The organism is Nocardia stercoris, from assembly GCF_003696265.1.
GTDB lineage: Bacteria > Actinomycetota > Actinomycetes > Mycobacteriales > Mycobacteriaceae > Nocardia > Nocardia stercoris.
The window spans coordinates 69,391-86,784 of sequence record NZ_RFFH01000009.1; the positions used below are offsets into that span (position 1 = coordinate 69,391).

Annotated in this window: 1 protein-coding gene; it reads left to right on the forward strand. The window is 69.0% G+C overall.

Translation table 11 applies throughout. From position 1 onward, the window contains the following. Positions 1–219: 219 nt before the first annotated feature. On the forward strand, positions 220–17,376 hold the full coding sequence (locus tag EBN03_RS20870; RefSeq protein WP_122189777.1) for a non-ribosomal peptide synthetase: 17,157 nt from the start codon (positions 220–222) through the stop codon (positions 17,374–17,376). Positions 17,377–17,394 lie beyond the last annotated feature (18 nt).

The following is a 17,394-nucleotide window of genomic DNA, read 5'->3' on the forward strand; positions in this document are numbered from 1 at the left end:
GCGGTCGTTGTCCGGTACGGCGCTGCTGAAGTCTCCGGTATTTATCTGCGAGTAACTCGATACCGAGTATTCAATGGTCGAATCGAAAGATAAAAGTCTCTCGATCGTTGCCTTTCGGTTCTATGCAACGCGTGCCCGGCGAAACTGTTCCGGTTTCCGGCCGTATACACGGACGGGTGTTCGTCTTATACTTGGCGCGGTCGGGATTAGAAGGTAAACATGACCGTTTCGCGACCGCAGCTCGACCTCGATCGAGGATCGAGCGGAAAAGCCGAACCGGACGCGTCAGCCATACAGCCGATACCCTTGTCTGCGGGGCAGCGGGGGTTGTGGTTGGCGCAGAAATTCAGTCCGGATGTGCCGATATCCGAGGCACAGTATGTCGAGTTCCACGGCGACCTCGACCTGGATCTGCTGCGTAAGGCGGCGATTCGAGCCGGCCACGAGTTCCAGTCGGGATATCTACGGCTCGTCGAGACCGACGGTGTCCCGTACCAGGTGTACGACCCGTCGCTGGCGTCATCGGGACCGGTGATCGACCTGCGTGGTGAACCGGATCCCGTCGCAGCGGGATTGGCGTGGATGCGCCGGGAGTACACCGCGCCGTTGGATATGACCCGGGACCGATTGGTCGCGACGGCGATCGTGCGGGTCGGGGACCGGCACTATCTGCTGTACTGCCGGAGCCACCACGTCGCTCTGGACGGCTACGGCGCGATGATGATCGTGAACCGGATTGCGGCGCTGTACACGGCGGCGCTGAACGGCGACGCGATAACGCCCGATCAGGCGGCGGACATCCGCGTCCTGTACGAGGCCGACCGCAGCTACCGGGAGTCCAAACGGTTCGCCGACGACCGGGAATATTGGGTGAACAGACTCGACGGCGTCAGCGCGGAGAGCAGCCTGGCGGCCGGGCAGGCACCGGCGTGCGCGGACAGTGTCGTCGCGATCACCGAACTACCAGCGGTGACGGTCGGGCGAATCGATTCGGCGGCAAAGGCATTGAGCGCGAGCCCGGCCGCGGTGGTGATCGCCGCATTCGGCTGTTATCTGGCCCGCAAGACCGGCCGGGACGAGGTACTGGTCAATATTCCGGTGTCGGGACGCACGACCGCCGTGCTGCGGCGGTCCGGCGGCGTATTCGTCAATGTGGCGCCGCTCCCGATCGTTCTCGAGCGGAGTGACACCGTCGCGACGCTGGCGCTGCGGGTGCAATCCGATCTGGTGGGTGTGTTGCGGCACCAGCGGTTCGGTCTCACCGACATTCGCGCCGCCACCGGGACCGGTGGCGCGCAGCGGCGCTTCGCGGGCCCCGTGGTGAACGTCATGCTCTTCCCGCAGAAGATTCAGCTCGGGTCGGTGACCGGAGAATTCCATATCCTCAGCTCCGGCCCGGTCGAGGATTTGCTGGTCGACGTGTATCAGACCGGGGATCCGCCGCGAACACTGCTCCATTTCCTGGCCAATCCCAGCCTGTACACCGAGCTCGAACTGTCGGCGCACTGCACCGGATTCGCGGAGTTCGTGGACGAGTTCGCCGCGGCCGGCCCGGACGCCGAGCTCGAACAGGTAGATCCCGGCAGTGCCGCCGCCGGCGACCGGATCCGCCGGCGCCGCGAGAACCTGGCGTTCCGGCGGGCGACGCTCGCGGACCTTCCCGCGGAGCTTCGGCTGCCGTTCGATCGGCCGCGGCCGGTGGTGATGTCGAATCGGGGTGCGACGAAACGCTTTTCGTTGGGTGCGGGATCGGTTCGGGCATTGGCGGAATGCGCGCGGCAGCATGATTCGACGTTGTTCACAGTGGTTCACGGTGCGTTGGCGGTATTGCTGGAGCGGTTGAGTGGCACGTCGGATATTCCGGTCGGTACACCGGTTGCGGGGCGTGGGGTGGCGGCGCCCGTGGTGTTGCGGACCGAGGTCGATCCGGGGGAATCGTTCGTGGATCTACTCGGCCGGGTGCGGCAGGTGGACGGGGACGCGTTCGAGCATGCCGATATCCCGCTCGAAGAACTGGCGGACCGGTCGTCTCGGTCGTCGTGTCAGGTGATGCTGGCGTTCCGGGAGCCGGAGCCGGTCGGACCGGAACCGGTCGACCTCGGACCAGCGGCCGGCCCGTGCAGCGAGATATCGTGCTGCGACCTGCAATTCGTCCTGACCGCAGACCGGGATGGCGGCGAGGCAACCGTCGCGGTCACGTTCGCCACCGACGTGTTCGATGCCGCGACCGTCGACTCCCTCACCCGCCGATGGATCCGGATACTCGAAGCGGTAGTCGCCGACCCGGCGAAACCGGTCGGGTCGATCGACGTCCTCGAGCCCGCCGAACGGGCCGATCTGCTGACTCGGCACGGCGCACCCGCGCTGGCGCCCGCCACCCTGCCGGAGCTGCTGGCCGACGCGGTTGCGGCGAATCCTGACGCGGTGGCGATCGTGGCCGGGGAACGGCAGCTGAGCTACCGGGATGTGGACGAGTGCTCGAACCGGTGGGCTCGGCAGCTGATCGCGCGGGGCATCGGCCCCGAGGATGTCGTCGCGATCGGGATACCGCGTTCCGCGGATTCGGTGCTGGCGGTGTTGGCGGTGGCCAAGGCGGGGGCCGCGTTCGTTCCGATCGATCCGACCTATCCGGTCGAACGGATCGTCCATATGGTGACCGATTCGCGCGCGGCGCTCGGCTTGACGGTGGGATCCGTGGGCGCCGAGTTGCCCGACGGCATCGATTGGCTGACGGTCGATCACCTCGAGGGTGACGATCATCGGCCGGTCACCGACGGTGATCGGGTGCGTCCGTTGCGTGTCGACGACATCGCCTATGTCATCTACACCTCCGGATCGACCGGACTGCCCAAGGGCGTCGCGGTCACCCATCGAGGTCTGCACAACTGCAGCGCCGAACACCGGGCCGCCCTGAGCATCGGAACGCATTCCCGCACAATCCATCTGGCCTCGCCGAGCTTCGATGTCTCGGTTCTGGAACTGCTGTTGTCGCTCTGCTCGGGCGCGACGATGGTCGTCGCACCCGGCGACAGCTTCGGCGGCGACGAACTCGCCGAACTCCTGGACCGCGAACACGTCAGCCACGCGTGCATCACACCCTCGGCGCTGTCCACCATCGACCACACCCGTTGGCAACTACCGGATTTGGGGCATCTGATCGTCGGCGGCGAGGACTACGGCACCGAGCTGGTCGAACGGTGGAGCGATGATCGGGAACTGTTCAACGAATACGGGCCCACCGAGGCCACGATCGCGGTGACGCTGACCGCCTTGGCGGCCGGCGAGTTGGTCACGATCGGTCATCCGATCCGCGGCGTCTCGGTGTGGATACTCGACCCACGGCTGCAGCCGGTTCCGGTCGGCGTGGCGGGTGAGTTGTATGTCGGCGGGGGGCTGTTGGCTCGTGGGTACCACCGCCGGGCGGGATCGACGGCGGAGCGTTTCGTGGCGTGCCCGTGGCTGCCGGGCGAGCGCATGTATCGAACCGGCGATGTGGTGCGCTGGTCGGCCGGTGGTGCGATCGAGCATCTGGGCCGGTCCGATTTCCAGGTCAAGATCCGGGGTCTGCGGATCGAGCTCGGTGAGATCGACTCCGTGCTCGCCCGTCACGAGAGTGTCGATCACGCCGTCACGATCGGCCATCGCGCCGATTCAGGAGCTCATTCGCTCGTGTCGTATGTCGTTGCCGCGCCGGGGTATTCGATCGACACCGCACTCCTGGCCGAGTATCTCGCCGACCGTCTGCCGTCCTACATGGTGCCGTCTTCGATCGTGGTGCTCAACCGAATCCCGTTGACACCCACCGGAAAGCTCGATCGCCGGGCGTTGCCCGAACCGGAGTTCACCGACGACAAGCCGTACCGCGCACCCCGGACACCGATCGAGCACCTCATCGCCGAGACGTTCGCTTCTGTACTCGGCGTCGACACCATCGGTATCGACGACTCCTTCCTCGCCCGCGGCGCGGACAGCCTGGTCGCGGCCCGGGTCGCTGCGCGCCTCGGGGCCGCGCTGAACACCGAGATTCCGGTGCGGCTGTTGTTCGAGGCGGCCACGACCGCGGAACTGGCCACCCGCATCGAGCAGGATACCGGGACGGGCCGGCGCCCCCGCCCGCCGCTGATCGCCGGTCCGCGCCCCGATCTCGTACCGCTGGCGCCGGCGCAACAACGCATGTGGTTCTTCAACCAATACGACACCGGCTCCGGGGCATACAACATGCCGATCGCCATTCGGCTGCGTGGCGAGTTGGACATCGATGCCCTGCGGCTGGCCATGATCGACGTGCTGACCCGACACGAGTCGTTACGCACGCGCTACCCCGAGCGCGACGGAATGCTGATCCAGGAGATCGAATCCGTCGACCAGGTGGACCGCGAGCCCGACCTGACGACGGTCCCGACCGGCCGATTGATTCCCGCGGTCACCGAATTCGTGACCGAAGGCTTCGATGTGAGCACCCGGGTGCCGGTGCGTGCCCGACTGTTCCGCGTGGCCGACGCGGTGACACCGGAACACGTATTGGCGGTCGTGGTGCATCACATTGCCGCGGACGGCTTCTCGATAGCGCCACTGGCGCGTGATGTGGCGGCCGCCTACAGCGCCCGCGCGCGCGGCGAAAGCCCTTCGTGGACACCGCTGCCCGTCCAGTACGCGGACTATGCGCTGTGGCAACGAGCCGTCCTCGGCTCACCCGACGATCCGGAATCACTGTCCGCCGAGCAGATCGGATTTTGGACGGAAGCCCTCGCCGGAGTCGCCGAGGAGCTCCGGCTGCCGTTCGATCGGCCACGGCCGGTGGTGATGTCGAATCACGGTGCGACGCAAAGCTTCTCGTTGAATGCGGGGCTGGTCCGGGAGTTGGGGGATTGTGCCCGCGAGCGTGATTCGTCGTTGTTCATGGTGGTTCACGGTGCGTTGGCGGTGTTGCTCGCGCGGTTGAGCGGTTCGCTCGATATTCCGGTCGGTACGCCGGTCGCGGGGCGCGGAGTGGCGGCGCTCGACGATGTGGTCGGCATGTTCGTCAATACGTTGGTGTTGCGGACGGAGATCGATCCGGGGGAGTCGTTCGCGGATCTGCTCGGCCGGGTGCGGCCGGTGGATCTGGATGCGTTCGACCATGCCGATGTCCCGTTCGAGCAATTGGTGGACCGGCTGGTCACCCACCGATCCCAGGCTCGCCATCCGCTGTTCCAGGTGCTGCTGGCGTTCCAGAACCTGGCACCGGTGCGGTTCGAACTGCCCGATCTCGAACTCTCGGTGATCGAACTGCCGAACGCGGTGTCACGCTTCGACCTGCAGTTCGTTCTGTCCGAAGACGACGGCGGCGGCATGACGGTGGCGGTCACCTATGCCACGGATCTGTTCGATGCCGCGACGATCGAATCCTTTGCGCGCCGGTGGATCCGGGTGCTGGAGTCGGTGGCTGCCGATCCGGCGGTCCCGGTCGGGGCGATCGATGTACTCGAGCCTGCCGAGCGTGCCGATCTGCTGTCCCGCCGCGGTGCTGTCGCCGCCGCACCGATGACGCTGCCCGATCTGCTCACCGCGGCAGCCGCGCAGGACCCCGAGGCCGTGGCGATCGTGTTCGGCGGCCGGCAGATGAGTTATCGGGAGTTGGATGAGCGTTCGAATCGCTTGGCCCGGCGGCTCGTTCGCCGGGGTGTGGGCCCGGAGGACGTCGTCGCGATCGGGTTGCCGCGTTCGGTGGATTCGGTGCTGGCGGCGTGGGCGATCGCGAAGTCGGGGGCGGCCTTCCTGCCGATCGACCCGGGTTATCCGAGCGAGCGGATCACGCACATGACGACCGATTCGGGGGCGCTCGTCGGTGTGACCTCGGCGGCCGTCCGTGCGCAGTTGCCCGACGATATCGACTGGCTGACAACGGAATACCTCGACCACTCCGACGACGTCGATGCGGCCGGCGACCGGTCCGTCGTCGACAGCGAACGGACACGCCCACTGCGGATCGACGACATCGCCTATGTCATCTACACCTCCGGATCGACCGGCCTGCCCAAGGGGGTCGCGGTCACCCATCGCGGGCTGTACAACTGCGCCGTCGCGCACCGGGACGCCATGGGTATCGAATCCGATTCTCGTACACTGCATCTGGCTTCACCGAGCTTCGACGTGTCGGTCCTGGAACTGCTGCTGCCACTGTGTGCCGGCGCCACCATGGTCATCGCGCCGAGCGACGTCTACGGCGGTGACGAACTCGCCGACCTGATCGCCCGCAAACGGGTCAGCCACGTTCTCATGACGCCGTCCACGCTGTCGACCATCGACCACACCCGTTGGCCACTACCGGAATTGACCCATCTGATCGTCGGCGGCGAGGACTACGGCGCCGAAGTGGTTCAGCGCTGGGGTGGCGGCCGCACCCTGTGCAACGAGTACGGGCCGACCGAGACGACCGTCGCCGCGACCCTGAGCCCGCCGTTGGCGGCAGGTGGTGTGGTGACCATCGGTCGCCCGATGCGCGGTGTGTCGGCGTGGATTCTGGATCAACGGCTGGAGCCGGTGCCTGCCGGTGTGGCGGGCGAGTTGTATATCGCCGGTGGGCTTCTGGCTCGGGGATATCACCGTCGGGCCGGTACGACGGCGGAGCGTTTCGTCGCGTGCCCGTGGGCCCCGGGGGAGCGGATGTACCGGACTGGGGATGTCGCTCGATGGACAGCAGACGGAACGATCGAGCATCTGGGCCGGTCCGATTTCCAGGTCAAGATTCGCGGCCTGCGGATCGAGCTGGGGGAGATCGACGCGGCGCTGGTGGCGCACGAGGCGGTCGGTCACGCGGTGACGGTCGGTCACCGCGGTGATTCGGGGGCGCAGTCGTTGGTGTCGTATGTTGTTGCCGCGCCGGGCCGTTCGATCGATTCGTCGGTGTTGGCCGGCTACCTGGGTGACCGGTTGCCGTCGTACATGATTCCGGCGTCGATCATGGTGTTGGACCGTATTCCGTTGACGCCGATGGGGAAGCTGGATCGCGAGGCGTTGCCGCAGCCGGTGTTCGCCGGCGACAAGCCCTTCCGCGCGCCCGAAACGCCGACCGAGCAGATCGTCGCCCGGTGCTTCGCGGAGGTTCTGGGTGCGGATACGGTCGGTGCCGACGATTCCTTCTTCGCCCGCGGCGGCGACAGCATCATGTCGATCCAGCTGGTGACCCGGGCCAGAGCAGCGGGCGTGATCTTCTCCGCACGCGACGTGTTCGAACACAAGACGGTCGCCGGGCTCGCCCGGGTCGCCGTCCGCGAAGACACCTCGGCCACAGCACTTCTCGCGGAACTGCCCGGCGCCGGTGTGGGCCCGCTACCGCTGACGCCGATCATGCGATCGTTGCTCGATCGCGTCGGGGCCGCGCACCGCCGCTTCGCACAGGCGATGATGCTGGGCCTGCCGACGGGGATCGACCGGCGGCAACTCGTCGACAGCGTCCAGGCCGTTCTCGATCGGCACGACCTGCTGCGGGCGCGACTCGACGCGCGCGCCGACGGGCCCTGGGCATGGGAAGTGCTGCCGGTCGGCACGATTCGCGCCGACGACGTCCTCGTGCGCGCGCCGATCGCAGCGGGGCTGGGGCGCACCGAGATCCGTGCCGCAGCCACGACCGAGTTGGATGCCGCCGTGAACCGGCTCGACCCCGGAGCCGGGATCGTGACCCAGGTGGTCTGGTTCGACCCGGTGGACCCGACGGAGCCGGGCACGGTGCTGGTGGTCGTGCATCGGTCCGCGATCGATCGGCTCTCCTGGCAGGTGCTGGTGCCGGATCTCACGGCCGCGTGGGCGCGGATCACATCCGGCGAACCACCCGATCCGGCCCCGACCGGAACGTCGATGCGCAGGTGGGCGCACGCGCTGGTCGAGGCGGCCGGACGCCCGGATCGTGTCGCCGAACTCGAATTGTGGCAAGCGATGACCGCCGGGGCCGACCCGATGATCGGGTCACGGCCCCTCGATCCCGCGATCGACGTGGTCTCGACTGCCCGCACGGTCGAGGTCGACATGGATCCCGAGGTGACCGAGGCCCTGCTGACCGCGGTGCCGGCGGCATTCCACGCCGAAGTGGCGGACGGACTGCTGGCCGCGTTGGCGGTCACGATGCTGCGCCTGCGGCGCGAGCACGAGCCGGCGGCTCCCGCCGACGTGTCGATTCGTCTCGAAGGGAACGGCCGCGCGGACGGTGTCGTCCCGGGCGCGGATCTGACCCGGACGGTCGGCTGGTTCGCCACGAGTTATCCCCTGCGCCTGGATCTTTCGGACATCGATCTCGACGACGCGGGCGCGGGTGGGCCGACCCTGGGCGCAGCGGTCAAGTCGGTCAAGGAACAGCTGCGTGCGGTCCCGGACCACGGGATCGGCTACGGCATGCTGCGGTATCTCGACGAGCGCACCGCCGCGATCCTCGCGACCGCGCCGCCGCCGCAGCTCGCGTTCCACTACCTCGGCCGCCGCGCAACCGGAGTCACCGAGGCGATACCGGCCCTCGGATGGGTACCGGCGCACGTCGGCGCTGCCGCGGGCGACGCGGAGCTCGCCGGTACCCAGGATCCGGATGCGCCGGTGCCGGCGGTGCTCGACATCCGTGCCGTCGTCCTGGACGACACGAACGGGTCTCGGCTGCAAGCGATCTGGTCGTATCCCACCGGGGTGCTCACGGCCGATGCGGTGCGCGAGGTGGCGCAGTCGTGGTCCCGAGTACTGACCGCGTTGGCGACCCATGTCCGCCGTGCCGGCAGCGGCGGACGGACGCCGTCGGATCTGGCGCTGGTCGCGCTCGGACAATCCGAGATCGAGCGACTCGAGGACCGGTATCCGGCATTGAGCGACGTCTGGCCGTTGGCCCCGCTGCAACAGGGATTGCTGTTCCACGCGCTGGTATCCGAGCGGTCGGTGGACGCCTACATCACGCAGCTGATCCTCGAGCTGCGCGGCCGGGTCGATCCCCCGCGGTTGCGCCGCGCCGTACAGATGCTGCTCGACCGGCATGCCAATCTGCGCGCCGCCTTCGTCACCGACACCGAGGCGGGCCCGGTGCAGGTCGTGGACGACGCCGCCGAGGCGCCATGGACAGAGCTGAACCTGTCCGGGTCGGACGAGAGCGCACGCGATCGCGACTGGCAGCGGCTGCTGGCCGCCGACCGCGCCACCCGGTTCGAACCGGCTCGTGCCCCGCTGCTCCGCTGGACGCTGGTCACCGTCGGGCCGGAACAGTACCGGCTGGTGCTGACCAATCACCACCTGCTGCTCGACGGCTGGTCGACGCCGCTGCTCCTGAAAGAGCTGCTGGTGCTCTACGCCACCGACTGCGATGCCGCGATGCTGCCACCCGTGCGCCCCTACCGGGACTTCCTGACCTGGCTCGGCCGGCAGGACCGGGCCGCGTCGCTCGGCGCCTGGGCCCGTGCGTTCGACGACGCCGACGAGCCGACCCTGGTGGCTGCGGCCGATCCCCGCCGGCGCTACACCGAATCGCGTACCGTCCGTGGCGAACTCACCGAGGAGCAGACCGCGGCGCTGACCGCCCGTGCGCGGTCGCGCGGGATCACGCTCAACACCGTGATCCAAGCGGCATGGGCGATCGTGCTGGGCGCGTTGACGTCCCGGACGGATGTGACGTTCGGTGCCGTGGTCTCCGGACGGACCGCGCGGATCCCGGAGATCGACGCGATGATCGGGCTGCTCATCAACACCGTGCCGGTCCGCGTCCGGCTCGACAACACCGAGACCCTCGGGCAGTTGCTCGACCGAATCCAGGCGGAACAAGCCGCGCTGCTCGATCACCAGTTCATCGGTCTGGCCGACATCGAGCGGGTAGCCGGGCCGGGCGCGGTATTCGACACGATGACGGTGTTCGAGTCCTTCCCGGTCGACCGCGGCGGGTTGACCGCGGACACCGATATCGCCGGCATGCGGCTGGTCGACGTGACCGGCACCGACGCGGCGCACTATCCGCTCGGCGTGGTCGGGCGGGTCGACTCCCGACTGCACCTCGAGCTCAAGTACCTGCCCGAGTTCTTCGACCACGACACGATCGCCGCGACCCTGCGCCGGATCCGGGGTGTGCTGGACGCCGTCGTCGCCGACCCGGATCGACCCCTGGCCCGGCTGAACCTGCTCTCGCCGGCGGAATACCGCGAAATGGCGCCGGTATCAGGTGAACCCGCGGTGCCGGAGCGGCTCCTGCCGGAGCTGTTGGCGGCGACGGTGGCGCGGGATCCGGCGGCGGTGGCGGTGGTGTGCGGGGACCGGCAGTGGACCTACGGCGAGCTGGACGCGGCGTCGAATCGGTTGGCGCGCTTGCTGATCGATCGCGGTGCCGGGCCGGAGACGAGTGTCGCGATCGGGTTGCCGCGCTCCTACGAGTCGGTGCTCGCGGTGTGGGCGGTGGCGAAGTCGGGGGCGGCGTTCGTTCCGGTGGATCCGCGCAATCCGGGGGACCGGATCCGGCACATGCTCACCGATTCCGGCGTCGCGACCGGAATCACGCTGTCGGAGTGGCGGAATCGACTACCCGCAGGTGTGCGGTGGCTGGTTCTCGACGAGCCGGCGGTCGCCGCCGATGTGGCACGGTTGCCGGACGCGCCGGTGACCGATGCCGAGCGCATTCGACCGGTCCGGATCGATCACACCGTGTACCTGATCTACACGTCCGGCTCGACAGGCGTACCGAAGGGCGTGGAGGTCCCGCACCGCGGGTTGGCCAACCTGGTAGCCGAGCAGTGCTCGAGGTTCGGGCTCGGGCCGGGCGCGCGGGTGCTGCACGCCGCGTCCCCCAGTTTCGACGCGGCGGTCCTGGAACTCCTCTGGGCGTTCGCGTCGGGTGGGCGGCTGGTGATCGCGCCACCGACCGTCTTCGGCGGAATCGAGCTGGCGCAGATCATTTCGCGGAACTCGGTGACACATGCCGCGCTGACCCCCACGGCCTTGGGCACGGTCGACCCGGCCGGGCTGCGCAACCTCGTGACGGTCGTGATCGGTGGCGAAGTGCCCCCGCCGGGACTGGTGTCGCGGTGGGCGCCCGGGCGGAAACTGTTCAACACCTACGGTCCGGCGGAGGCCACGATCCAGACCGACGCCGGTGTGCCGATGGTGCCGGGGGAGTCGGCGACGATCGGCGGACCGATCCGGGGCGTCGACGAGGTCGTGCTCGACCCGTGGCTGCGTCCGGTACCGCTCGGAGTCGTCGGCGAGCTCTACCTCACCGGTCCGGGACTGGCTCGCGGCTACCGCAACCGGACGGGTCTGACGGCGTCACGGTTCGTCGCCGACCCGTTCGCGCACCGGGGGCAGCGGATGTATCGAACCGGGGATCTGGTGCGCTGGCTGCGGCAACCGGACGGAGGGTTGACGCTCGACTACGTCGGCCGGACGGACTTCCAGGTCAAACTTCGTGGTTTCCGGATCGAACTCGGCGAGGTCGAATCGGTCCTGCTGGCCTGCGCGGGGGTGGCTCGCGCGGTGGCGGCCGTGCACCGCGACGCCACGAACGGCGGGCGGTTGATCGGGTACGTGGTGCCCGAGCCCGGCGCCGAGCTGGACCCGGCCACGGTCCTCGCGTTCGCCGGGCAGCGCCTGGCTCCGCACATGGTGCCGGCGACCGTGACTGTGCTCGACTCGCTGCCGACGACGGAGACCGGCAAGATCGACCGCAACGCACTGCCCGAACCCGACTTCAGCGCGGGCCGAACCGAATTCCGGGCGCCCGGGACCGATACGGAGATCACACTCGCGGGACTGTTCGCCGAGGTGCTGGGCGTCGACACGATCGGGCTCGACGATTCGTTCTTCGCCCTCGGCGGCGACAGCATCATGTCGATCCAGCTGGTGACGCGAGCCAAGGCCGCGGGACTGGTGCTGTCGGTGCGGGATGTGTTCGAGCGCAGAACCGTTGCCGGACTGGCCCAGATCGCGGTCCGCGACACCGCGGCGGCCGCGCTGCCGGACGAACTGCCCGGCGGCGGTGTGGGTCCGATGCCGTTGACGCCGATCATGCGCTGGATGGTCGAACGCGGCGCATTCGACCGCTTCTGCCAGTGGGTGCTGCTCACGCTGCCCGCTGGGATCGACCGGACCGCGGTCGCGGCGACCGTGCAGGCGGTGATCGACCATCACGACATGCTGCGGGCCACGCTACGACCCGAACCCGCACAACCCGGCGGCTGGGCGCTGGAGGTGCGGCCGGTCGGAGTATCCGCCGCTGAACTGATCCGCCACGTCCCGGTGGATGTGGCACCGGACAGCAGCGAGTTCGCCGCACTCGTCGACCGGGAGGCGCAGGCGGCCGCCGAGCGCCTCGATCCCGCCGCGGGCATTGTGCTGCAACTGGTTCGGTTCGAGTGCGCCGACGGGCCGGGCCGGATTCTGGTCGTCGCACACCATCTGGTGGTGGACGGAGTGTCGTGGCGGATCCTCGTTCCCGACCTCGCAGTCGCGGGAGCCCAGGTCGATGCCGGGCAACAGCCACGGCTCGAGCCCGTCGGGACGTCGATGCGACGCTGGGCGCACGCACTGGCCACCGCGGCCGCGGGCCGCGACGAACTCGATCGGTGGCGTACCACGCTCGCCGCCGCGGATCCGCCGATCGGGACGCGCCCGCTCGACCCGGTCGTAGACGTACAGGCCACGGTCGTGACCGTGCGGGTTGAGCTGCCCGCCGCGGTGACCCGCGCGGTACTCACCACCCTGCCCCGGGCGTTCCACGGCAAGGTCGACGATGCGCTCATCGCCGGGCTCGCACTGGCGTTGACCCGGTGGCGGCACCGCCGCGGCGACGACGTCACCGAGACGCTGCTGACGCTCGAAAGCCACGGGCGCGACGACACGGTCCTGCCCGGCGCCGACCTCACCCGCACCGTCGGATGGTTCACCACCACGTACCCGGTGCGGCTCGACCTGTCCGACATCGACATCGACGACGCGTTCGACGCCGGCGCCGCCGCGGGCGCGCTCGTCAAATCGGTCAAGGAACAACTCCGGGAGGTCCCCGGCCACGGGATCGGCTACGGGCTGCTGCGCTACCTCGACGCCGATACCGCCGACATTCTGGGCGCGTTGCCCGGCCCCCAGGTGAGTTTCAACTATCTCGGCCGGCTCGACACCGTTCCCGACGCGCTGCGCGACATCGGATGGGTGCCCGCGGACGGCGGCGCCGGCGGCGGTGTCCAGCATCCCGACGCGGCCGCGGCCGCCCTGCTGAGCATCGACGCGGTCACCCTGGACACGGCGGACGGACCTGCCGTGACCGCCACCTGGGACTATCCGGCCGGCGCGATCACCGCCGCCGAGGTCACCGAACTCGCGGAATCGTGGCGCGACGCGGTGGCCGCCCTGGCCGCCCACGCGTCCCGGCCCGGTGCCGGCGGGCTGACCCCCTCCGACCTCGACCTCGTCGACGTCGACCAGGCCACGATCGACCGGCTCGCGGCCCGGTATCCGGCACTGGACGACATCTGGTCGCTCACGCCGCTCCAGGCCGGGCTGCTGTTCCACGCCCAGCTCGCCGCGGGCGCCCGCGACGACTACATCGTGCAACTCGACATGGAGCTCGGCGGGCGCGTCGACGCGGACCGGTTGCGCCGCGCCGCGCAGACCCTGATCGGACGGCACGCGAACCTGCGTACCGCGTTCGTCGGTGCCGGTGCCGGCGGACCGGTCCAGGTGGTGCAATCCCGGGTCGAGGTGCCGTTCACGCGGATCGACCTCACGGAAAGCACCGACACCGCAGCCGCGTTCGCTCAGCTCATGGACGCCGACCGGCACTTCGACCTGAGTGCCGCGCCGCTGCTGCGACTGACCCTGATCGACACCGCACCCCAGCGGTACCGGCTGCTGCTGAGCATGCATCACATTCTGATCGACGGCTGGTCCACCCCACTGCTGGTGCGGGAGCTGCTGATCCTCTACGCCGGCGACAGCGACCCCAAGGCACTGCCTCCGGTGCGTCCCTACCGCGACTATCTGGTGTGGCTGAAAGCCCAGGATCAGGGCGCGGCGGAAACCGCGTGGGCGCGGGCACTCGAGGGCGTCACCGAGCCGACCCTGCTGGCCGGCGTCGGCAGCGCCCGCCGCCACACCGACGCCGCGCGCGAAGTCCGGGTGCGCCTGAGCGAGCACCGCACCGCGGCCCTGGTCGCTGTGGCCCACCAGCAGGAGAGCACCCTCAACACCGTCGTCCAGGCCGCCTGGGCGATCGTGCTCGGGAACGCGACCGCGCGCGGCGACGTCGTCTTCGGCACGACCGTCTCCGGGCGACCCCCACAGATCGCCGGTATCGAATCGATGATCGGACTGTTCATCAACACCGTCCCGGTCCGGGTCCGGCTCGACGACGCCGAGAGTCTCGCGCGGCTACTCCGGCGAATCCAGGCCGAACAAGCCGCGCTGCTCGACCACGACCACCTCGGACTCGCCCGGATCCAGCAGGCGGCCGGGGCCGGCGCGATGTTCGACACCGTGACCGTCTTCGAGTCCTACCCGGTCGACGCGGCCGGGCTGTCCGAAGACACCGACATCGCCGGGATGCATGTCCTCGACGTGCACGGACGAGACGCCGCGCACTATCCGCTGGGTTTGAGCGTCCATGTCGGTGCTCGGCTGGAGCTGACCTTCAAATATCTGCCCGGACTTTTCCGCCCGCAGGAGATCGACGCTCTCGCCGGCCGCGTGCTGCGCGTGCTCGACGCCGTTGTCGACGATATCGATCGTCCGCTGCGGCAGGTCCAGCTGCTGTCGCCGGACGAGCTGACCACGCTGGTGCCCGTGCGCGGTGAGCCCGGCGTCGCGACATCGACGTTGCCGCACATGCTAGCGGCCGCAGCGGAATCCGATTCCGACGCGCTGGTCTGTGCCGGCAGGACCATGTCCTACCGCGAACTCGACGAAACCTCGAACCGGTGGGCGCGGATCCTGATCGACGCCGGGGCAGGACCGGAATCGTTTGTGGCCGTGGCGTTGCCGCGCTGCATCGACGCCATGATCGCGGTGTGGGCGGTCGCCAAGACCGGCGCCGCGTTCGTTCGGATCGACCCCGACCAGCCCGAAGAGCGGATCAGTGATCTGCTCGCCGATGCCGGTGTCGTCGCCGGGCTGACCGCCGAGACCTGTCGAGGCGTGCTGCCGGAGGCCACCACATGGCTCAGCCTCGACAGTCCCGAATTCATTACGAAGGCAATGGCATTGCCCGCCGACGCAATTGGCGACAGCGAGCGCACAACCACGCTCCGGCCCGAGCATCCCGCCTACCTGATCTACACCTCGGGCTCGACCGGGACGCCCAAGGGGGTCGTGGTCACCCATACCGGGATCGCGAATCTGGCCGCCGAAGCGCGGGAGCGGATCGGCCTCACGTCCTCCGCGCGCATGCTGGCCGCGGCCGCACCGAGCTTCGACGTGTCGATCCTGGAATGGGTCAGCGCCGTCGCCGCCGGAGCGACATTGGTTCTCGCGCCGGAACGAGTGGCCGCCGGTGCCGAACTGGCCGGGGTGATCGAGGCGGAAGGTGTCACCCATGCGGCCCTCACACCTACCGTGCTCGCATCGCTGGACCCCGACGGACTCGATACCCTCCACACCCTGATCCTCGGCGGCGAGACCTGCTCACCGGATCTGGTGACCCGCTGGGCCCCGGGCCGCACGCTGATCAACGCCTACGGGACGACCGAGACCACCATCCAGAACTGCACCGAGGTTCCCCTGACCGTGACCGCTGCCGGTCCGCCGCCGATCGGCGGCCCGGCCCGCGGGTTCTCCGCCGTGGTGCTCGACCGCGGACTGCGCCCGGTCCCGCCCGGGGCGCCCGGGGAACTGTATCTGTCCGGAGCGGGCATCGCCCGCGGTTACCACCGGCAACCTGCGCTCACGGCAGCCCGATTCGTCCCCGACCCGTACGGGCCGGCTGGGACCCGCATGTATCGCACCGGCGATCTGGTCACCTGGATCGGCGACCGGCGACTGCGATACCTGGGCCGCACCGATCTGCAGATCGAAGTCAACGGCCATCGCATCGAACCCGGTGAGATCGAAGCCGCGATGTGCGGCCACCCCGATGTCTCCCGGGCCGCGGTCGCGGTCCACACTCGGGCCGACGGCGTCGATCAGCTCACCGGCTATGTGGTGGCGGCCCCGCACGCCACACCGGACGCCGCGGCGCTGACCAGGCACCTTGCTGCCCGACTGCCCACCCACATGATCCCCACCACCATCCTCACGCTGGACCGGATCCCGCTCACCACCACCGGAAAGCTCGATCACAGCGCCCTGCCCGCACCGGATCTGCGCGGTCGGTCTCGGTTCCGGGCGCCGTCGACCCCGATGGAGGCCACCGTCTGCGCAGCCTTCGGCCAGACCCTCGACCTCGAGCGAATCGGTGTCGACGACGGCTTCTTCGCTCTCGGCGGCAACTCGTTGTCCGCCACCCGGCTGGTGGCGCTGCTCGCGGAGTCCACCGGTGTCACCGTTCCACTGCAGTGGCTGTTTACCGATCCGACGCCGCGATCGCTGGCCCTGCGCATCGAGAGCCGACGTGACGGTTTCGCGGGACCGGATATCGGCGAACAGGATCTCGCGGAGGCGCTCGCCGTCATGCTGCCCCTGCGGGCCGCCGGAACCGAGCCGCCGCTGTTCTGCGTCCACCCGGCGATCGGATTGGCTTGGGGCTACAGCGGACTCCTGCAGTACCTCGATCCCGACCGTCCCGTCCGCGGGCTGCAATCCCCCGGACTGACCGACCCCACCATCCGGTTCGACACCCTCGACCGACTGGCTGCCCGCTATGTGCAGGAGATCCGGTCCGTCCAACCGCACGGCCCGTACCATCTGCTCGGCTATTCGCTCGGCGGCACCATCGCCCACGCGATCGCCGTGCAACTCCGCAGCGAGGGGGAGACCGTGGCGACCCTCGCCATGATGGACACCCGGGTCGTCGCGGCCGGCAGTTTCCGTGCGCCCACCCCTTCGGTGGCGACGATGCTCGCCGAGTTCGGCGGTCTCACTGTTCCGGACGGGCCCGCCGAGCTGACCGTCGAGGCCGCGACCGAATTGCTGCACCGGCAAGGGGGACTGTTCACCCTCGTGACCCCTGAGCATCTCGTGCGAGTGCAAGGCGATTACGCCCGGCTCGTCGACCTCACCTGGAACCACCGGCCGGGGCCGTTCGATGGTGATCTGATCTACTTCAGCGCGGCCGCCGACCCCAGGAGCGACGGGTCCTCGCCTGCTCGCGCCTGGGGCGATTACGTCACCGGGCGTATTGCCGAACACCGGATTCCGGTCCGGCACGAACGGATGACCGACCCGGATTCGCTCCGAGTCATCGGCTCGGTCCTCACCGAGCACTTCCGGAGCGGCTCACCGGCATCGGTTCAGCACGGATCGTGACCGGGGGCGTGTGCTCGT

Excerpts from the sequence above, each read along its gene's own strand:
- EBN03_RS20870 (WP_122189777.1), top strand. The coding sequence starts at position 220 with ATGACCGTTTCGCGACCGCAGCTCGACCTCGATCGAGGATCGAGCGGA.